The 20,055-nt window shown below is 63.7% G+C and carries 20 protein-coding genes; 1 reads left to right on the forward strand and 19 read right to left on the reverse strand.

All coding sequences use genetic code 11. The features are described from left to right. Positions 1-6: 6 nt before the first annotated feature. From FHW96_RS18445 to FHW96_RS26275, 7 genes are all read right to left on the reverse strand, one after another. Positions 7-558, reverse strand: coding sequence for a chemotaxis protein CheD (locus FHW96_RS18445; RefSeq protein ID WP_172342053.1), 552 nt, complete (start codon positions 556-558; stop codon positions 7-9). Positions 559-575: 17 nt separating this feature from the next. Beyond that, positions 576-1,601: a chemotaxis-specific protein-glutamate methyltransferase CheB gene (locus FHW96_RS18450; protein WP_172342054.1), complete on the reverse strand. Its 1,026-nt coding sequence runs from the start codon at positions 1,599-1,601 to the stop codon at positions 576-578. Then, positions 1,598-2,479 carry a protein-glutamate O-methyltransferase CheR gene (locus tag FHW96_RS18455; protein WP_172342055.1) on the reverse strand — a complete coding sequence of 294 codons (882 nt, stop codon included), beginning with the start codon at positions 2,477-2,479 and terminating at the stop codon, positions 1,598-1,600. Before FHW96_RS18455 ends, FHW96_RS18450 begins: the two co-directional genes overlap by 4 nt. Continuing rightward, positions 2,476-4,668, reverse strand: a complete 2,193-nt coding sequence (locus FHW96_RS18460; protein WP_172342056.1) for a chemotaxis protein CheA — start codon at positions 4,666-4,668, stop codon at positions 2,476-2,478. The genes FHW96_RS18455 and FHW96_RS18460 overlap by 4 nt, the downstream gene beginning before the upstream one ends. Then, positions 4,665-4,928, reverse strand: coding sequence for an STAS domain-containing protein (locus FHW96_RS18465; RefSeq protein WP_253951060.1), 264 nt, complete (start codon positions 4,926-4,928; stop codon positions 4,665-4,667). Before FHW96_RS18465 ends, FHW96_RS18460 begins: the two co-directional genes overlap by 4 nt. A 38-nt stretch (positions 4,929-4,966) precedes the next feature. Then, positions 4,967-6,382, reverse strand: a complete 1,416-nt coding sequence (locus FHW96_RS18470) for a methyl-accepting chemotaxis protein (protein WP_253951061.1) — start codon at positions 6,380-6,382, stop codon at positions 4,967-4,969. Positions 6,383-6,579: 197 nt separating this feature from the next. Beyond that, a complete protein-coding gene (locus FHW96_RS26275) occupies positions 6,580-8,403 on the reverse strand; it encodes a methyl-accepting chemotaxis protein (RefSeq protein WP_172342058.1) in 1,824 nt (607 codons plus the stop codon). Between the two features lie 237 nt (positions 8,404-8,640). On the opposite strand from FHW96_RS26275, the gene FHW96_RS18480 reads away from it, so the two are divergent. Next, a complete protein-coding gene (locus FHW96_RS18480; RefSeq protein WP_172342059.1) occupies positions 8,641-9,672 on the forward strand; it encodes a chemotaxis protein CheB in 1,032 nt (343 codons plus the stop codon). A gap of 383 nt (positions 9,673-10,055) precedes the next feature. Here FHW96_RS18480 and FHW96_RS18485 read toward each other — a convergent pair whose 3' ends face one another. The 12 genes from FHW96_RS18485 to FHW96_RS18540 form a co-directional block, all read right to left on the reverse strand. Then, on the reverse strand, positions 10,056-10,658 hold the full coding sequence (locus tag FHW96_RS18485; RefSeq protein WP_172342060.1) for a response regulator transcription factor: 603 nt from the start codon (positions 10,656-10,658) through the stop codon (positions 10,056-10,058). A gap of 318 nt (positions 10,659-10,976) precedes the next feature. Further along, entirely contained in the window at positions 10,977-11,354 is a 378-nt protein-coding gene (gene fliS, locus FHW96_RS18490) for a flagellar export chaperone FliS (RefSeq protein ID WP_172342061.1), read from the reverse strand. 15 nt (positions 11,355-11,369) lie between these two features. Then, positions 11,370-12,884, reverse strand: a complete 1,515-nt coding sequence (fliD, locus tag FHW96_RS18495) for a flagellar filament capping protein FliD (protein WP_172342062.1) — start codon at positions 12,882-12,884, stop codon at positions 11,370-11,372. A gap of 30 nt (positions 12,885-12,914) precedes the next feature. Next, complete coding sequence (locus FHW96_RS18500; protein ID WP_172342063.1) at positions 12,915-14,078, reverse strand: flagellar biosynthesis protein FlhB; 1,164 nt, start codon at positions 14,076-14,078, stop codon at positions 12,915-12,917. Between the two features lie 4 nt (positions 14,079-14,082). Beyond that, positions 14,083-14,865 carry a flagellar biosynthetic protein FliR gene (fliR, locus tag FHW96_RS18505; protein ID WP_172342064.1) on the reverse strand — a complete coding sequence of 261 codons (783 nt, stop codon included), beginning with the start codon at positions 14,863-14,865 and terminating at the stop codon, positions 14,083-14,085. Between the two features lie 16 nt (positions 14,866-14,881). Further along, positions 14,882-15,166 carry a flagellar biosynthesis protein FliQ gene (fliQ, locus tag FHW96_RS18510; RefSeq protein WP_172342065.1) on the reverse strand — a complete coding sequence of 95 codons (285 nt, stop codon included), beginning with the start codon at positions 15,164-15,166 and terminating at the stop codon, positions 14,882-14,884. Further along, positions 15,166-15,927, reverse strand: a complete 762-nt coding sequence (fliP, locus tag FHW96_RS18515; protein WP_172342154.1) for a flagellar type III secretion system pore protein FliP — start codon at positions 15,925-15,927, stop codon at positions 15,166-15,168. Before fliP ends, fliQ begins: the two co-directional genes overlap by 1 nt. A gap of 5 nt (positions 15,928-15,932) precedes the next feature. Continuing rightward, positions 15,933-16,259, reverse strand: a complete 327-nt coding sequence (locus FHW96_RS18520) for a flagellar biosynthetic protein FliO (RefSeq protein ID WP_172342066.1) — start codon at positions 16,257-16,259, stop codon at positions 15,933-15,935. After that, positions 16,259-16,588: a flagellar motor switch protein FliN gene (gene fliN, locus FHW96_RS18525; RefSeq protein WP_172342067.1), complete on the reverse strand. Its 330-nt coding sequence runs from the start codon at positions 16,586-16,588 to the stop codon at positions 16,259-16,261. Before fliN ends, FHW96_RS18520 begins: the two co-directional genes overlap by 1 nt. Continuing rightward, entirely contained in the window at positions 16,585-17,523 is a 939-nt protein-coding gene (locus FHW96_RS18530) for a FliM/FliN family flagellar motor switch protein (protein ID WP_172342068.1), read from the reverse strand. The genes fliN and FHW96_RS18530 overlap by 4 nt, the downstream gene beginning before the upstream one ends. A 28-nt stretch (positions 17,524-17,551) precedes the next feature. Further along, complete coding sequence (gene fliL / locus FHW96_RS18535) at positions 17,552-18,157, reverse strand: flagellar basal body-associated protein FliL (protein WP_172342069.1); 606 nt, start codon at positions 18,155-18,157, stop codon at positions 17,552-17,554. A gap of 40 nt (positions 18,158-18,197) precedes the next feature. Beyond that, entirely contained in the window at positions 18,198-20,012 is a 1,815-nt protein-coding gene (locus FHW96_RS18540; RefSeq protein ID WP_172342070.1) for a hypothetical protein, read from the reverse strand. Positions 20,013-20,055 lie beyond the last annotated feature (43 nt).

Below are 20,055 nucleotides of genomic sequence, written 5' to 3' on the forward strand. Positions count from 1 at the left end.
CTTTCGTTAAAACAGTTCGACATCGCCGCGCGAAACGGCGGGGCGCGTGATGGGTTTGGGTTCGGGGGCCAGCGTGTTTTCCACCGTCCGGCAGCGCACCTGGCCGCGCGCCGGGCGGAAATCGACGCGGCGGGCGTTCATTCCGCCCAGATCCTCGCGCACCACGGTGATGCGTTCGCTGGCCAGAAAGGTGCGGGCAAATTCGGCGTTTTTGGTGCCGATCCGGGCAAAACCACTGTTCAGATTGGCGCCGCCATACAGATGGGCCCGCATCCGCGATTTGGCCGCGCCATGGGCCAGCATCTCGTTGATCAGCAGTTCCATGAGATAGACGCCGTAATGCTCGTCGAAATCGCCGCTGTGGGTATTGGGCGGCGGTTCGGCCAACAGGAAGTGGTTCATCCCGCCCACCTCGATTTCGGGATCGAACAGGCATGTGGCCACGCAACTGCCCAGCACGGTGGAAAATTCCACGCGCGGGCCCGCCGAAACGCGCGCCTGACCCTGAAGGATGTTGATCCGTGTGACCGGAGAAGCGGGGGAGGATTCAAAAGGCATGGTCGGTTTCCCCCGATTTACGAAAAGGTATGTTGGGCAATGCGGCCCAGCGGGGCGACAACCTGTGCCGCGCCCAAGGAAATGGCGACGCGCGGCATGCCAAAGACGGTGCAACTGGCCTCGTCCTGCGCAATGGTCAGCGCGCCTGCCTGACTCATGGCCAGCAGGCCTTTGGCACCATCGGCCCCCATGCCGGTCAGCAGGATGCCGATGGCATCGGCGCCGATACGCTGCGCCACCGAGGCGAAAAGTGCATCCACGCTGGGCCGATGGCCCGAAATCAGCTCGCCCGGACGCAGCTTGGCATGCAGGGTGTTGGCGCCCGCCACCATCAGATGGCGATCATCGCCGGGCGCCAGATAGATATGGCCGCGTTTGAGCGGCATGTCGGGTTCGGCCAGCTGGACCGTGGCGGGCGAGGCCTGATTGAGCGTGCGGGCGATGGCGGGGGCAAAGCGCGCATCGACATGCTGGACGATCAGCGTGGGTGGGCAATCCTCGGGAAAATTGCGCAGCAGCACCTGCAAAGCCTCGACCCCGCCGGTGGAGGAGCCGATGGCGATCACCCGCGTGTTGGTGCGGCCATGGCCGGCGCTGATCGCGCGGACCGGGTCGGCCATGTGGTGCACCTCGGGCGCGCGGCGGCGCACGGTCACTTGCGCTGCCTGTCGCACCATGGCGGCCAGCTTGCCGCCATCCTGCATCGCCGCGCCTGAATAGTCGGTTTTGCAATAGCAATCGACCGCGCCCAGCGCCAAGGCGCGCGCCGTGGAATCGCTGCCCGCTGCCGTCAGGCCCGAGACGATGATGACCGGCATGGGCCGCAGCGTCATGATCTTGTCAAGGAAATCGAGACCGTTCATGCCCGGCATCTCGATGTCCAGCGTCACCACATCGGGCTCCAGCTCTTTGATAAGCTGGCGCCCCTCGGCAGCATTGTTGGCAAGGCCCACCACCTGAATATCCGGATTGCCCGACAGGCGTGCGGCCAGCACCGCGCGCATCGTGGCCGAATCATCAATGATCAAGACGCGGATCGTCACCGACCTCTCCTGTGATAAATCGTGGGGCCGACCGGTTCGAGCAGGGCCTCGGCGGGCCCCGATACGCGCTCGGAATGGCCAATATAGAGGAACCCGCCCGGGCTGAGCGCTTCGGCAAGGCGGGCGACCAGCCGGTCCTTGGTCGGCTGGTCGAAATAGATCATCACATTGCGGCAGAAGATGACCTGAAACGGACGGCGCATCGGCCATTCGCCTTGCAGGTTCAGCCGCTTGAACTGCACCAGCGAACGCGCCTCCGGCCCGATCACCATCTCCTTGCCCTGTGTGCTGGTCCAGTTCTGGCGCAGATCGGCGGGCAAGGCGTCGCCATCGCTGGCTCCATAGCGTCCTTCGCTGGCCTTTTTCAGCGCATGGTCGGCAATGTCGCTGGCCAGAATGCGGATGTCGCGCCGGGCCAGTTGCACGCCTTCGTGGCGATCATGGCCCAGCAAGGTCATGGTCAGCGAGAATACCTCCTCGCCGCTGGAACATCCCGCCGACCACATGCGGACCGGCTCGCCATGTTGCAGATCGGCCAGCAATTGCGGGCGCGCCACGCGGGCGAAATGTTCGAAATGATGCGCCTCGCGGTAAAAGAACGTGTGGTTGGTGGTCAGCGCGTTGATCGTCTTGCGCCGTTCGCCTGCGTCAACCTCGACATGGCGGATATAGGCGGCAAAGGTGCCCAATCCGCTGGCACGCACCAGCGGGGCAAGGCGCGAATAGACCAGCATCGCCTTGCCCGCAGGCAGCATGATCCCCGCCTCGCGGTATACGATCGCCGCCACGGCCCGAAAGTCCCGTTCGTCATAGACGCCGGGGCTGATGCCGGGCATGGCATCGACAAAGGTGCTGGCAAGGTCGGGCGCCGTGCTCATGCGGCTTCCAGCCCATAGCCGGAGGAGACAGCACCCTGAACCAGCGTATCGACATTGAGGATCAGCGCCACACGCCCATCGCCCAGAATGGTTGCGCCCGCCACGCCGTCAACATTGCGGTAATGCGTGTCCAGGCTTTTGATGACGAACTGGCGCTGGTCCCAGATATTGTCGACCAGCAGCGCGGCCTGTCCCGCGCTTTCGGTGTCCACCACGATCAGCACGCCTTGCGAGGGGTTGTCCACCGCATCATAGGCGCCCACCGCCTCGGCCACCGAAACAACCGGAATGAACCGCCCGCGCACGTTGAGCATCTGGCGGCTGGCGCCAAGGCCCTGCACATCCTTGGGTTCGGGGCGCAGGCTTTCTACCACATGGGTCAGCGGCACCACCAGCGTCTGGTCGCCCACCTTGACGATCATGCCATCGGAAATGGCCAGCGTCAGCGGCAGGGTGAGGATGAAGGTCGTGCCCTTGTCCTCTTCGGATTCGATCGAGATGCGCCCACCCAGATCCTTGACGTTCTGGCGCACCACATCCATGCCCACGCCTCGGCCTGAAACATTGGTGATGCTGGCCGCGGTCGAAAAACCGGCGGCAAAGATCAGTTGCTCGATCTCTTCCTTGGACATGATGGCGTCGGGGGCGACGATGCCCTTTTCCACCGCCTTGGCAAAGACGCGGGCGCGGTTGATGCCCGCGCCATCGTCGGCGATCTTGATCAGGATGCGGCCCGAGCGATGTTCGGCCGACAGGGTCAGCGTGCCTTCCGCGCTCTTGCCCTTGGCCAGACGGTCTTCCGGGCTTTCTATGCCATGGTCCACCGCATTGCGGATCAGGTGAGTCAAAGGCTCGCCCAGCCGCTCGATGACGGTCTTGTCCAGCTCGGTCGTCTCACCAAAGACCTGAAGGTTCACATGCTTGCCCGTGCTGGCCGACAGTTCGCGCAGGATGCGCGGCACGCGGCTGAACACGCTGCCGATGGGCTGGGCGCGGATCGACATCGCGCTTTCCTGAATGTCGCGCGTCAGGCTTTCCAGCAGGGTCAGTTCCTCGACCGACTGGACGTTCTCGTTCTGAAGCCGCTGGGCCAGCATGGCCTGCGCGATCACCAGTTCGCCTACCGTGTCGATCAGCTTGTCCAGCTTGACCAGATCGATGCGGATCGACTGGCCCGGCGCGGGGGCAGCGGGCGGGGCGCCGCCGCCGGTTGCGGCGGGCGCATCGGGCGCAGGTGCGGCGGGCGACGGGGCGGGGGGGGCCGCAGCGGGTGCCTGAACCGGCGCGGCCACAGGCGCGGGCGCGGGAGCAACAGCTTTGGGCGCCGAAGGAGCAGGTGCGGGGCGCGTGCTGGACGGTTCGATCTGGGTCGGCGGGATCGTGGCATCCGTTCCGATGGCGATGGGGCAATCATCGCCCACGAAATCGAAAATATCGCGCACACTGGCCTCGGAGACATCCTGAGGAACCAGATAGGTCCAGCCCAGATAGCCCTGATGCGGATCGAAATCATCAAGGGCCGGGATCGAGGTCGTGTCGCATTCGCATGCCACCGCCCCCAGCGCGGCCAGTTCGCGCAGCAAAAGCAGCGGTTCGCCGCCATTGCGCATCGCGCCCGCATGGGGGCGCAGGTGGACCTTCCAGCCCATCGGTTCTTGCTCAGCCACCGGCGCGCTGCCCGCCAGATCGTTGAGCAGATCGTCAAGGTCGAGGTCGCTGGTCATGTCGTCTTCGTCAAACGTGACGGCATGGGTGGCGGCGGCCGGTTCGGGCTCGCTGGGCTGTGCATTCCCCTGAGCATTCGCCCCCTGAGCATTCGCCATCGCGCCTTCCATTTCGCGGATCAGCGAGGCGTCCTCGGGCGGGCTGCCGCCATCGCGCGCGGCGGTGACGTGATCGGAAAGCACATCGAGCGAGCGCAGCAACAGGTCGATCAACGCAGGCGTGATCGGCACCAGATTTTCGCGCACATCCGAGAGCAGCGTTTCAAACGTGTGGGTAAAGCCCTGAAGCGCCTCGAAGCCGAAAGCGCCCGCACCGCCCTTGATCGAATGGACCGCGCGGAAAATCGCGTTAACGGTGTCGCTGTCCTGCGTTCCGGCCTTGCACGCGGCCAGCCCCTGTTCGGCAGAGGCCAAAGATTCCTCGCATTCGAGGAAGAAAATCCCCTGAATTTCCTCCGGGCTCATGCCATGTTCCCTTCAAACAGCGCATTTTCCAGACCCGTCAGCCGGGCCGCATCGCGCAGGGCCTCCGAGGGGGCGATGGTCGCGCCTTCGCCCGTACGGCGGGCGCTGAGCAGCAGTTGCAGCATGGCCTGACCGATCTGCCTGGTTTCGCTGGCGTCGATGGAGAGCGGCCCGGCGCCCAGCGCGGCCTGAAATTCGGGCAACAGCGCCTCGGCGGCGGCCCGGTCGCATCGGGCAGGCAGGACAATCTTGCGCATCATGCAAATTCCCGTTTTGGATTGGGTCTGGGCCGGAAGGTTCAGAATTCCGACCAGTCATCAGTGGACACTTCGGCCTGCGGTTTGATGGCCAGATTGCCCTGCACCATGCCTGTTGCGCGCGGCGGCGGCGATGATGCGGCAAGGCGCGGCGCGTTGCGGGCGCTCTGGCGGACAAAGGGGATGGCGGCCTCCTGGGCATTGCTGTAGGCGCGCTCATCCTGCACGTCGGACTGGAACCGGCTGACCACGGTGTTCAATTCACGCGCCTCGTCGGCAAGGCTGCGCGCGGCGGCGGTGGCCTGTTCGACCATGGCCGCGTTCTGCTGGGTCACGCGGTCCATCTCGCCGACGGCGGTGTTGACCATTTCCAGCCCATCGGCCTGAATATTGGCGTTTGCGGCAATCTCGGCCACAAGCCCGGTGATTTCGCCCACGCGGTGAACGATCTTGCCCAGCAAGGTGCCGGTTTCGCGCACCAGCGTGACGCCTCCGGCGACCTGTTCGCTCGATGTGGTGATCAATGCCTTGATTTCTTTGGCGGCATCCGCGCTGCGCTGGGCCAGCGCGCGGACCTCGTTGGCCACGACTGCAAAGCCCTTGCCCGCGTCTCCTGCGCGCGCCGCCTCGACGCCCGCGTTCAGCGCGAGGAGGTTGGTCTGAAACGCGATGCCGTCGATCACGCCGATGATCTGGTTGATCTCCTGCGCGCTGCGTTCGATGGCGGCCATGGCCTCTACCGCGCGGCTGACCACGATGCCGCCTTCGGTGGCTTCCTCATGGGCCTCGGTGATCGACTTTTGCACGTCATGCGCGCTGCGGGCGCTTTCGCGCACGCCCTCGGTCACCTGATTCATCGCGGCGGCGGTTTCCTCCAGTGTGGCGGCCTGCTGCTCGTTGCGGTTCGACAGGTCGTTGGAGGCGGTGTGAATCTCGTTCGCGCCGTTCAGCACATGCAGCGCGCTGGCCGAAACCGAGGCAATCGCATCGGCCAGAGAGCCCACCGCGCTGTTGAAGTCTTTGCGCACCTCGTCATATTGACTGGGGAAGGGATCGCGGATCTGGCAGTCGAGCTGGTTGCGACCCATCTTTTTCAGCGCATCGCCCAGATGTTTGAACAGCACGGACAATTGCCGCTGTTGTTCAAGCTGGGCTTCGCGTTCCTGAGCATGGGCACGAAAGACTTCCATCGCGCGGGCAATGCGGCCCACGCAATCGGTCTGGTCGGTATAGCGGATCGGGCTGGTCAGATCGCGCGAGGCCAGTTCCTCCATCCGTTCAACCGTGGCGACATAGGGGGTCGAGATCATCGCGCCTGCCAGCGCCACGATCAGCACCGCCAGCGCCATCGCGCCCGCCGATACCGCCATCGCCGCGCCTGCCGAGAGCGATCCGCCGGTTCCCAGAACCGTGGCCGCCACACTGGCTCCACCCAACAGAGCGACCAGTGTCGTCATTGTATGAAATTTGGTCCTGATCGGAGCCTGCCTTGCAAACCAGTCGAGCATAGTCTGTTCCCTCGGCGTATCACATTCCGGGCGGTTCCTGAGGCCCGAAAGACACGCTTTCCCTTGTGGTTAATCATAGGCCCTGGTTGGCAACGTCATGTTTGCGCGGGCCTCGGTAGAATCGCGGGGAAATTGCGTGGCGATCTTCACGCAGCGGTAGAAAATTGCCCTCTCTCGCTCTCGCGTTCGCGCGCCCGTCCGCGCATAAAGGGCACAGGTTCTTCCCGGCTCCAATCCCGGCCCCAATCCCGCCTCCGGTGATCGGTGGTTTCAAACCGGCCCACCATCGCGTTCATGGCCTGGGCCTGCGTGGCCAGACTGCGCGCGGCGGCGGTGGCCTGTTCGGACATGGCCGCGTTTTGCTGGGTGATGCCGTCCATATGGGCGATCGCCTTGTTGATTTCGCCCAGATAAGTGGCCTGCAACTCGGTCGAGCTGGTCATGTCGCCGACCTGCGTGTTGATGAGGCCCACCTGTTCGACGATATTGCCCAGCACCGCGCCGGTTTCGCGCACCAGCGCCACCCCGCCCAGCACCTGATCGGTCGAGGCATGGATCAGCGCCTTGATGTCCTTGGCCGCGCCCGCGCTGCGCTGCGCCAGCGCGCGCACTTCATTGGCCACCACGGCAAAGCCCTTGCCTGCGTCGCCGGCGCGCGCGGCCTCAACCCCGGCGTTGAGCGCCAGCAGATTGGTCTGAAAGGCGATGCTGTCGATGACGTTGACGATCTGGCCGATTTCCTGCGAGGACCGCTCGATTCCCGTCATCGCGCTTGTGGCGCGGGCCACCACATCGCCCCCGGCCACGGCGGCCTGATGGGTCTGGGCGATGGAGCCTTGCACATGGGCAGCGTGGCTGGCTGATTCGCGGATCGTGTGAGTGACCTGATCCATCGTCGCCGCCATTTCCTCCAGCGTTCCGGCGTGGGCCTCGTTGCGGCGGGCCAGGTCGTCGGAGGCGCCGCGAATTTCAGAGGCGCCCTTTTCCACGCCCGCGGCCGTGGCCATCACGCCGCCGATGGCATCGCCCAGTTCCTGCAGCGCGTCGTTGAAATCCTGACGCAGCGACTCGTATTCCTCGCCCAGCGGCGTGTGGATGCGGTAATGCAATTGCCCGGCGGCCAGATGCTGCAACCCTTGCGATAGCGAATCGACCACGCGCCGCTGATGGGCGGCGGCTTCGCGCTCGGCGATGGCGGCGGCGCGGAACACTTCGATGGCGGCGCTCATCGCTCCGATCTCGTCCTCGCGGTGGTGGATATTGCGTCCGATTTCCAGATCGCCCGCAGCCATCCGGCTCATCACCTGCGCGGTTTGCGCCAGCGGTTCGAGCACATGGCGCCGTTGCCAGCGCAAAGCCCTAAGGATCAGCCCCAGCACGACCATGCCCAGCGCGCCAAGCACTGCTATAATCGCCCACATCATCGTCGCGCTGGAGGCAGCAATCTCTTTCTGGCGGCGCAGCGCGGCCTGTGTCAGTGCCTCGATCTGGCCGCGATGGGTGGCATAGATGGCGCTCAGCCGGTCATAGGCGGCCTGGGCAACGGGGGCATCGCCGCGCGACAGGGCAGGCAGATAGTCCTGATTGACGACGGCCCAGAACTCCTCGCCGCTGCGCTGGGCCTGCGCTGCCAATTGCTGTTTCAGATCGGCATCGAGGTCCGAGGCCGCCCAATCGCTGCTTCTTTGCCGAAAGGCCCTTTCCAGATCGCCAAGACGGCTGCGCTTTTCGATCATCAGCGCCGGATTGTTGTGCAGCAGGCTGGCTTCGAGGAAGCCTTCGATCACATATTCGGGTGGGGGCAGGATGTCGGCGACGAAATCGCTGACCTGTTGATTGCGGTGATGCAGCGGCCCGCCCAGCCTGATATCGTTAAAGCCTAGCCCCGCCAGCAACCCCGCCGCCAGAAGCACCAGCAGGATGACCATGGCACCGATGCGGTTATTTCGCGCGATGGATCGGTGTTTCATATGCGCTGCTGCCTTGCCTTTGTTAATGCCCAAAACCGGCGCGCGCGGGCAGATTTTTCCCGTTTTGCGTGGCTCTGACACAGGTTGCTACAGGCGCAGCGCTGAATAGTGATTAGGCGGTGCTTAGGCCTAAGCACTTAGTCAGGAGCAGGTATTTGCTTCGTGAATCACGGTTAAACATGATCGGTGGAGGCCGACATGGCCGGTTTATCAACGTAAGACGGGAAAGCTGCGACAATGAACGATGCACGTGTGCTGGTTGTGGACGATTCTGCCGCCATGCGAGCGCTGTTTTCCGATGTGTTGGAGCAGCAGCGCAATGTGACCGTGATCGGCACCGCCGCCAATGCCGACGAGGCACGCGACCAGATCGCCCAGCTCAAGCCCAATGTGGTGACGCTGGATGTGGAAATGCCCGGCATGAGCGGCATCGAATTTCTTGAAGAAATCATGGCGACCAACCCGTTGCCCGTGGTCATGCTCTCCTCGCTGACGCAGAGCGGGACCGAGACCTCGCTCAAGGCCTATGCGCTGGGGGCGGTGGAATGTTTTCCCAAGCCGCTCAAAGCCACGCCCGAGCAATTCGCCAAGACCGTGGGCAAGCTGGGCAAGATCGTGTTGGCGGCGGCCAATTCCAATGTGAAGGCGCAAAAGCCCAGCCACCGCGAAAGCCGCCATTCCGAGGTGCAGTTCACATGGAACGGTCACTATCTGGCCATGGCCACGTCGATGGGCGGCATTGATGCGTTAACGCAGATGCTGGGCGATTTCCCCGCCGAATGTCCGCCCACGGTGATCGTGCTGCAAAGCGAGCCGGCGCTGGTCGATACTTTCATCAACCGCATGGCGGGCGAGCTGAAATGCAAGATCGCCATGGCCAAGGATGGCGCGACGCTGACGCCGGGCATGATCCATATTGCCGCCGATCCGGAAAAGCATGTCGTGTTCGAGCCCGGCTCGCCGCCGCGCCTGCGCATGGTTCAGCGCGATCCTGTCGATGGCGCGCGCCCCTCGGCCACGCTGTTGTTCGGCACGATGGCGCGCGCGGGCGTGCCCTCGGTGGGGGCGATCCTGACGGGCATGGGCGGCGATGGGGCCAAGGGGCTGCGGCTGCTCCGCGATGCCGGGTCGCGCACCTTTGTCGAGGACCCCGCCACGGCCACCGTGGGCGAAACCCCGGCGGCGGCCGTGGCCGCCAATGCGGCGGAAAAGATCCTGTCTCTGGATGAATTGAGCGTGGCCCTTGTGGCCTCCTGCAATCAGGGCTGAGGCAAAAGAGCCGCCTCTCTGCCGCATTGGGACGGCGGCGGAGAGGCGGCAGAAAAGCGGCCGGGTCGGGCATTCCGGCGGCATGGCCGATAAGCAGCATGGGCCACGTTCGGGGTGTGGCGTTTGGGTGGCTGGATCGGGCTGGTCTGTTCCGGGCGGCTGTCCATAGGATGCCGTCTCGTCGTGCCGATCCTGCAAGCTGCTTATCGGAATTGAGGTTTGATCTGGGCGTTATTGCGGGGAAATTATTCCCGTTCTGCTGCACCGGCGAAAGCGCAGATCCCGCCATTCCGGACAGGCTTTGCCCCGATTACCCTCGAAATGAAAAACGGCGCCCCAATGGAGCGCCGTTTTTCATTTTATAACAGTATCAGCCTGATAGTTTAGCTCACCAAGGCCGCCTCAATGGCGATGCGGATCGCCTCGGACGTGTGATTGGCGCCCATCTTGGTCAGCATATTGGCGCGGTGAATTTCCACCGTGCGCGGCGAGATCGACAGCTTTTCCCCGATCATCCGGTTTGACAGGCCGCCCGCCACGCCCGCCAGCACTTCGCGCTCTCGCTTGGTCAGGCGGTCCACCCGGCTGCGGGCCAGTGCCTCGCGCAGCTTGGCGCTGCCAAAGACTTCGGCCTTGGCTTCGGCCTGTTCGACCACGCCGATGATTTCTTCGCGCGTAAAGGGCCATGAAACATAGTCGATCGCGCCTTCGAGCACGGCCCCCACGACCTGCCTCGTGCTGGGCTCCTGGGCAAAGCCGATGACCGGCAGCCATTGCCCCAGCCGTCCCATTTGCGCCAGCAACATGCCGATCGAGCGCCCATCGTCATGCACCAGCAACAGCCCGGTCTTGGGCCAGCGGGCGATGAGTTCTGACGGATCCTCGAAAGGTTCGACATGCACCGTGCTGCCGGCAAGGCAGTGTGAAATGGCGGCCCGACGCCGGACATCGCCATCGACGAGAAAAAGGCTGGTCCCGTTGTTCAATGTAACCTCACCCCCTGAAGTGATCTTGGTTAATGCCTAGCAAAACTTGCTTAGGCATTGGACGTTAACTGGCTCCGTTACGGCGTAGCGTTCGATCCGAAACCGTTTCATTCAAAGGGTAATAAGTATTGTGACGTAAGAGCTAATCCTTGGTTTTCAGGTATTGCTGTCATGAACTGTTATTTTACAGAATCGTGTCTGTATCATAATGATTTTTTCGTTCATTATGTGACGCATTCCAGCGTAAATTCGATGTAAAATTTTTATCCATTGGCTCGTATTTTTATACAGATTGCGCCCATTTGTCTGATCGCGTTCTCAACTGGCGGCGCGACTCATGCTTTCGGAAATGTCGATAAAGTCCTGCCGGATCTGGGCGATAGTATCGGCATCGAAATCCAGCACACTGTCCAGCACTGCGCGGCGGGTGGCCGTGTAGAAATGGATCAGCGCGCCGGCAACTCCACCATCGCCCGAAACGCCCATATGCAGCGCGTTGAGCGCGGAAATGGCGCGGGTCAGCATCTGGCTCTTCATCTGATTGTCGCCGCGCTGGACCGCGATCAAGGCCCCGCCCAGCGACGAGATCAATTGTTCATAGCACAGGCGCACCAGTTCGCCCGGCGTGGCCCCGGAAACACGAGCATCGAAATCCACCCGGCGATAGACTTCGCCAGGATTGCGGCGAGCGAGCATGTCGAGCGGTCCTTCTTAATTGCTTGTCTTGTTCCACGCGGCGATCTGATTTTTCAGATAGGTCAGCGTGGAATTGGACGCGGCCACCGCGGTGTTGGCGGCGGCATATTGCGTGATCAGCCTTGCGCGCAGCGCCGCCTGCTGATCGCTCAGCTTGCTCTTCTGCGTGGTCAGCGTGGTTTGCTGCGTGGTGTAGCGCGTGATTGATCCGGCCAGCGAACCGGTGTCGGTGCTGGTGGTCAGCGCCGAGGTCATTTTATAGACCGTGCTGTAGATCCCGTTGACGCCCTTGGTGAACATGGCGGCCACCCCGGCCGGATTGTCCGACAGCGCCTTGGCCAGCTTGGTCGTGTCCAGCGCGAATGTGCCGTCCTTCTTGGTCGAAACGCCAAGATCAGCCAGCGTCTTGGGCTCGCCATCGGCGGCATTCTTCATGATCGTGCTGCCCGCCAGTTGCGAAAAGGCGCGTGAGACGGCCTTGGCGCCCGAATCATTATACAGATTGCCGGTCGAGGCCGACATGTCGCTGTTCAATTCGGTCATGATCGCGTTGAGCGCGCTGACCAGATTGGACATTGTCGAGGTGACGCCGCTGGAGGGGTCGGAATAGGTGATCGTGGTGGGATTGCCGCTGTTGGTGCCCGTCAGCTTCAGCGAGAGGCCGGGGGCGGCATTGTCGATCGTGTTGCTGGTGCTGGTGCGGCTGATCCCGTCCAGCTTGTAGGCGGCATCGCCTGCCGATTGCTGGCGGGTGATCGTGGTCGAGGTCACCGCCGGATTATAGGCCAGCGTGCTCAGGCTGCTGGCGCCCGTGCTGCTGCTGGTCGATGTGTCATTGGCGGTGATGGTAAAGCCGTTGGCGGCCCCTTCCGATCCCTTGAACACCAGTTGCGACCCATTGGCGTTGGTGGCCACATAGGCGGTGACGCCGATCCGGGCGCTGTTGACGGCGCTGGCCACCTGGGCCAGCGTCGCGCCATCGGCGATGGTGATGGTCTTGCTGGCGTGGCTGGTGTCGGCGGTAAAGGTGCTGCCGCTGGACGTGCCGAAATCGAAGGTCAGCGTGCCCGCCTTCATCGTTGCGGCGCCGGCCGAAAAGCTGGTGGTGGCCAGTACCTGCGGCTGGGCCAGAGCGGTGACTTCGAGCGAATAGGTGCCGGTGATGCCGCTGCTGCCGCTGGGCAGGGTGGCGCTGGCCACCGAGGCATTGGTGACCGTGGGGGCGGGCAACAGATTGCCGCTGTCGATCAGCGTGGAAAAGGACGAGGAGAGCGTGAGAAGATCGCTCTTCAACTGCGAGGCCTGCGAGATCTGGAGCGCCACGTTCGACAGGCGGTTGTTCACCGCATCGGTCTGGGTGGCGAATTGCGCGGTGGCGATGTTGGTCGCCATCGCGGTCATGTCCACCCCGGTGCCAACGCCCAGCGAAGTGAGCAACTGGGAGCCTACCGAGCTGCTGGCCGATGAGCTGCTGGTCGTCGTGGTGGTCGACGCCGTGCTGGTGCTGGTTGTGGCGCTGGTCGTGGTCATGGTTGAAAGAACGTCCGTTGGGCGCGTGACTTAAGGGGCGGCGAAGGGATCATAATCATCGGCCGGATCGGGGCGGCCATCGCCGTCGAAGCGCAGCTCCGAGGGTACCTCGATGGTGGGGGCGGGGCGGTGTTCGCCGCGTTTCAGGGCATAGACGAAGGACAATACCGCCGCGACCGCGATATAGAGTTCCTCGCGGATCATCTGCTGTTCGCGGGTGGTGTAATAGATCGCGCGGGCAAGGCCGGGAAATTCCAGGCAGGGCAGCGCGCGTTCGGCTGCCAGTTCGCGGATCGCCAGCGCCTTTTCGCCTCGTCCCTTGGCCACAACGAAGGGCGCGGCGGCTGCTGCCGGATCATAGGTCAGCGCGACGGCGAAATGGGTGGGGTTGGTGACCACAAATTGCGCCTTGGCCATGGCGGTGGCGATGGCGCCCATGGCGATCTGGCGCTGACGGCGCTTTTGCGCGCCCTTGGCCTCGGGGCTGCCTTCCTGCTGCTTGTTCTCTTCCTTGATTTCCTCAAGGCTCATGCGCAACCGGCGCATCCGGCGTATCCATTGCACCGGAAAATCGAACAGCGCGATGATGATCAGCCCACCCGACAATTGAAACAACAGGCTGGTCAGCGCATCCCACGCAAAATTCAATTGCCCCGCCAGCCCCACCGCGCCCAGTTCGAGCATCGGCGCAACCCGCGACCCGGCCCAAAACCACGCGATGCTTCCCAGAAGCATCAGCTTGAGCAGGCCCTTGCCCACCTCGATCCAGCCATTGGCGCCGAACATCCGCTTAAAGCCTGACATCGGGTTCAACCGGCTGAATTTGGGCGCGACATTGCTCATCATGAAACGCCCGCCCGGTGATGGACCAAGCTGCGTTATCACCGCCATCGCCGCCATCAACAGGCCCAGCACCAGCACCGGCGGCGCGGTCAGCCGCAGCGCGGTGGAGGCCATGCCTGCGGGGTTGAAATCCTCGATGATGGCGCGGTCCCATACAAAACCCATCCGCATCACCCGCGATAGCCCGTCGAGCAGCCAAGGCCCCCCCGTCCGCAAAAACGCGGCGGCCAGCAGCATCGTGACCGCCACGCCCAGATCGCGCGAGCGCAGGACGTCGCCATTTTCGGCGGCCTCTTTCAGGCGTTTGGCGGTTGGTGCATGGGTCTTTTCGCCCGGTGATTCCTCGGCCATGGCGTCAGGCCCCGATCATGCGCGCGGCCGCGCGTATCGCATCGGCGGACAATTCGATCATTCGGTCGGTCAACATGGGCGTGGTGGCCAGCAGCGCGGCGAACCCGGCCGCGATGGCCGAGGGCAGGCCCAGCGAGAACAGATTGAGCGCCGGGGCCGAGCGTGACAGCACCCCCGCCAGCACCAGCACCAGCAGCAACAGCAGCGTCACCGGCAGCGCCATGGCGATGGCCGTGGCAAACAGCACCGAGCCGAAGGACAGGATCGCCTGTATCCGTTCCGGCCCGATCCATGTGTGGCCCGGCGCAAAGACCTCATAGCTTTTGACCACCAGCGCGATCCATTGGAGGTGGCACCCAAGGCCAAAGAACACCAGCGTCAGCACCACGGTGAAATATTGCCCCAGCGCGGGCGAATGCGCGCCATTTTGCGGGTCCACCGTCGAGGCCATCGCCAGGCCCATCGTCGATCCGATCAGTTCGGCCGCAATCGCGGGGGCGGCAAAGGCGAATTGCAGGACAAAGCCCATCACCGTTCCCACCAATATCTCACCCGCCAGCGCCAACATGCCGGGAAGGGAGAACATATGGGTGGGCATCGCCACATTGGTCCAGCCCGCCACCAGCACGGCAATCGCGCCCGCTGTGATCACGCGGACCTGCACCGGAATGTTCATCATGCCGAAAAAGGGCGCGGCCACCAGTGCGGCCCCGATCCGCGTCATCAGGAACATCCAGCGGAAAAACTCATCCTGAAGCGGGCCAAAGCCGAAATCGAGGCCGATCATCGCTTATGGCCCCCCTCTATTGACCGGGCGCCGCGCCCATATGGGCGATGGCGGCAAAGATCTCGCGCGCGAAATCCTCGATCAGCCCCAGCATCCCGGCCCCGAACAGCACCAGCACCAGCCCGGTGGCGACCACCTTGGGGATGAAGGTCAGGGTCTGTTCGTTGACCGAGGTGGCGGCCTGAAAGATCGAGACGACAAGGCCGACCGCAAGGCTGGTGAGCAGCACCGGCGCGCCGCACAGGGCCACCACATAAAGCATCCGGTCGGCCAGAGCGAGGAGGGGAGATGTCTCGTCCATCAGTTGAAGCTGGCCGCAAGGCTGCCCATCAACAGCGCCCAGCCGTCGACCAGAACAAAGAGCAACAGCTTGAAGGGCAAGGAGATCATCGCCGGACTGAGCATCATCATGCCAAGGCTCATCAGCACCGCCGAGACGACAAGGTCGATCACCAGAAAGGGCAGATAGAGCATGAAGCCGATCTGAAACGCGGTCTTGAGTTCAGACGTGACATAGGCTGGCAGCAGGATCGAGAAGGGCACGTCTTCGGGCCGGTTGAACTTGGGCGCCTTGGCCATATCGGCAAACATCTGCAGATCGGCGCGGCGGGTCTGGCGGATCATGAAGGCATGAAATTCCAGCCCCGATGCGGCAATCGCCTGCTCGGCATTGATCTTGCCCGCCGAATAGGGGGTGAGCGCATTGGCGGTCACCCTGTCCAGCGTCGGCGTCATGATGAAGAGCGAGAGAAACAGCGCCAGCCCGATCAGCACCTGATTGGGCGGCGATTGCTGCAGCCCCATCGCCTGACGCAGGATCGAAAAGACCACCAGCACGCGGGTAAAGCTGGTCATCATTAGGATCAGCGTAGGCAGCACCGAGAGCAGGCCCATGATGAGCAGCATCTGCATCGAGAGCGTCATGCTCCCGCCCGGTCCACCGTTCATCGAGGAAAAGGCGCGGTCCAGAGCGCCGGGAATGGCCGACCCCGGCGGGGCCGCCTGCGCCATCGCCGCGCCCGCATGGAACAGCATGGGCAGCGCGGGCAGGATGCGCATCATCCGCCTCACTTGTCGATCCTCCGCAAAGTCTGGGCGAAATCGGCGCCGTCGCGGAAATTTTCCTCAAAGGCCTCGCCGTCGATCACCTCGACCTCGGACAGGCGCGTCATGCCGTGGCGCGTGCTGGCCACCAGAATCTCGCGCCCGTGAAAGGCGATCACCGCCAGCTTCTGGGTCGGGCTGAGCATCACGGTTTCCACGATGCGGATGCGGCGGCCTTGTCCGGCGGCCATGAAGCGCGACTGGAATTTCTGCGACAGTTTCAGGCTGCCCCAGATCATGACGCCGATCAGCGGCAGAAGGATCAGCAGCTTGGCGACATACCAGAGCATTATTCGGGGTCCGCAGCCTTGCCACGGCCGCGCGCGGTGGGGGCGGGCATTTCGGGGCTGTCCTCGGCGCCCGCCATTTCCACGATGCGCAGGCCAAAGCGGTTGCCCTGCGCCACGATCTCGCCCTTGGCGATCACCTTGCCGTTGACCATCACATCCAGCAATTCATCGGTCAGCCGGTCGAGCAGCACCACGCTTTCCTCGCCCAGCGCCAGCACGTCTTTCAGCTTCATATCGGTGCGGCCCAATTCGACCGAAAGGCGCACATCGACATCCTTGAGGAAGTCAAATCCGCGCGCGCCAAAGCCTTGCGAAGTTTCGAAATTCATGGGTTATTCCTCTCATCGGTAAAGGCTTTGTCGATTTTTACGGCCACGCGGTCGTCCATCGTGCCCACGGTGCCATGGGCGATGGTGTTTTCGCCCACGCGCAGGGGAATCTGGCGCGAGACAGAGACCGGCAGGATGACGCCTGGCGCCAGTGCGGCAATCGCGGGGAAAGGCACGCGCATATCCACCAGCACTGCGCTGAGCGTGACGGGCACGTCGCCAAAGGGCGCGGCCATCGGATCGCCGCGGTAATAGGGCGCGGCGCGGCGGGCGGGCTTTTCGGCATAGCCAAAGATCCGCCCCAGCGTGGCAAAGGGCATCGCCACCGTCATCAGCCATGGCAGGACCCCGCCATCGTCCACCTCAAGGTTCAGCATCGCCAGCGGCAGATTGTCGTCGAAAGGCGAGAGGGCGGTCAGACTTCCATCGCGGCGGATGGCGGTGATGTCGGGCATGTCGCCGTCGCTCGCGCGCCCTGCGGTGGCCGAAACGGCGGCGATCAGATGTTCGGCCAGCAGCAGTTCGAGCCGGCCAATCATCAGATCGGCCGCGGGCGGAAATTGCTTGGGCAGGGGAGCCGGAGCCTCGCCCTTGCCGCCAAAGGCGCGATCAACGATGCGCAGCACCGGCTCGGCCTCGATGGACACCAGCATCGGCGTTTGCGCGCTGCCGATCGCCAGCAGGCTGTTGGCGGCCAGCGCGGCAATTGAGGAATTGAGGCTGACCAGCTTGGTTTCGCGCGGGCTGGTGCAACTGACAATCGGGGCCTCGCCGCCCATCAGCGGGGCAAAGGCGCCCGACAGGCGGCGGGCGAAACGCTGGCCCATTTTTTCCAGCAGATGCAGCAGATCTTCGGGCGCCGGGCCGCGCTTCAGCAGCTCGGGGCAATGCTCGGCCAGAGGGCGCTCGGCGACGAACTCGCGCTGCGGTTTCATGATGCGGATCTCCGGTCGGTCTGGCGGATCACTGGACGAGGAAGCTCTTGAAATAGACGGCGTCGATGCCGCCGAAGCCCTCTTCCTCTGTCAAAACATGGTTAATGGATGCGGTAAGCCGCTTTTGCAGTTTCTCCTTACCTTCCATGGTTGACACATCCTCTTCGGGCGTGTCGGCCAGCACTTTGAGCATTTCCGAACGGATGGCCAATTCGTGTTTTTTCAACCACATAAGAACGCGCCCATCACGATGTGTCGAACAGGCGATCGAGATCTGGACCAGCGCCGAGGAATTCTTGAGATTGGAGGTGAAATCCTCGGAGAACGTATAATACGAGGTTTTGTAGGGGCTGCCGCCTTCGCCTTCGACCTCCTTAACCGCGCCTTCGCCTTCCTTGCCGCCCTCGGCGGGTTTGGGGGCATAGGGGTCCTCCTGACCCTTGCGGATCAGCTTGGGCGAATTGTCTTCCTTGACATGTTCGCTCTTTCCACCGCCGATGATGCCCATCTTGACCATGGCAAAGGCCCCGCCCCCGCCCACCGCCAGCATCAGCACCGCCGTGATCGCGATCAGCAGAATCGGGCTTTTGCCCTTGGCCGGTTTATCGCCGGTCTCGGTCTTGTCTTTGCTCATGATGTCGGTCTCTGAATTGTTTCAAACGAGGGGCGGCGGATCAGGCCAGAATGCCGGAGCGACCCGACAGCGTGCGGACGGTGGATGGGGCGTTGGCCGCGTCGCGCAGGGCCTGAGCCTGTTGGGCGATCTGATTGTCGGCAAAGGGGGCCTGCTGGCGCGTGGACTGCTGGTTCTGCCCATTGGCCTGCCCGCCCGACTGTCCGTTGAAGGCTGGGCTGTTGCCTTGCCCCTGTTGCCGGTTGTCTTGTCCCGTGTTCTGGCTTGTATCCGCGCCGCTCTGGATGGCGGCGGCGGGGTGCAACAGGCTTTGCGAAGCGTTCAGCGCGGCCTGTGCGGCGGGGGCGAAATCGGGATCGCTGCTGGCCATCGCCACCGAGAGACTGTCGCCATCCTGACGGATCTGCAAAGCGACCCGGCCAAATTCGGCATGCTGGATCGATGTCTGCACCCATTGCGTCGAGGCCCCCGAACGCATCGCCGCGCGCGCCTCGACCAGCCGGTCGACCAGTGCGCTCATATCGCGTGAGGCGCCATTGTCCGAGGGCGCAGTGCGGGCGGCGGTGTCGATCAACGGCTGGCTGCCGGCGGCGGCGAGAGAGCCTGCCGATGTATCGGCGGGCGATGATGCATCCTGCATGGCGGCATGGATAGGCTGGTGGAGCGAAGCTGCCGAGAATGGAGATGCCGATACGGATGGCGCGGACACTTGGTCAGAGGTTTCGCTGTCGGATCGCGTTGCGGGCGATGATGCGGACAGATCGGCCTGTGCGGGGGCCTTGGCTGCCTTGACGGCGGTCTTGCTCAGTGCGGGCGCGATCTGCGCCGCGCTTTCCTTCACCGTCACTTCCGCCTGCTGCGCGCCCAGCCATTGCGGCAGGCCTGCGGGCAGAGCGGTGCCGGTTGCAGTTGTGGCAGAGGAAGCGGCCGCCGCTGTCCTATCCTGAACGTTCATGCCTGCCGGATCGACGGGCTGGGCGTTGGCGGCGCGGGACTGCGCATCGGCTGGCCCAGTTGCCGGTGTGGTGGGGGCGATTGTGCTGCTGGCCACACCGGACAAGCGCGACGGGGTGGACCGTCCGGCGGTATCATCCGTCACGTCCGGCGTGCCTTGCGCCGACCGGGCCGCAGGCCGGATCGTCAGCATGATGGCGGCCGGGCCACCGCCCAGACCGAGGGTGGCGGGCGCCACGGTGTCGGCGGCGGGCGTGGCCGGTGCGGCGGTATCCGAGACGCTCGTGTCATCGCCTTCATCGTCGCCGGTTTCATCGAGCTTCTTGTCGGCCTTTTCGGGGGCGGCCTGATCGCCTTGATCCCCGACGCCTTTGCGCAGACGCGGCGTCCAGATCATGGTCTGGGCAACCACCGGCTTTGCCGCTTCCTGCCAGTCGGCGGATGCGGCGTCGGGCAGAGTATCGGTCAGGGCATCGGCACTATCTTCGGGCGCGAGTCTCACCGGCAAGATTTTGCCGCCCACCGGCAAATTGCCGTTTGGCGTCGGCAGCGTCGCATTGGTCGGGGTTGTACCGGCTTCCGGCGTCACATCACTGCCAATGACCGAAGGTGTGGAGAGTGGGGCAGCCGTGATGGAAGCGGCATTGTTGCGCAGAGCCGTCATCGTCGCGATCACCGGCGGGGTGAGGGGACTCCGGCCAATATTCTGGCCGACACCCTGAATGATGCCTTGTGTCGGACTTTGCCCCGCGTTCTGGCCGCTTTGTGAGGCCAGCATCGCCTGAAAACCGCCCGCGTCGCCATCCTGCGCCGCCACGCCCGCCAGACCATCCGCCGACCGGACGCCGGACAGCGCGGCCAGAGGGCTGGGGCCGATGTTCAAACTGGTGGCTTCGGGCATGGATAGTGGCTCCGTTTCAGGCTTCACATTGAATTAAGCAAAA

Origin of the sequence: Novosphingobium sp. SG751A (assembly GCF_013149295.1) — a bacterium.
In the GTDB taxonomy this organism is placed as follows: Bacteria; Pseudomonadota; Alphaproteobacteria; order Sphingomonadales; family Sphingomonadaceae; genus Novosphingobium.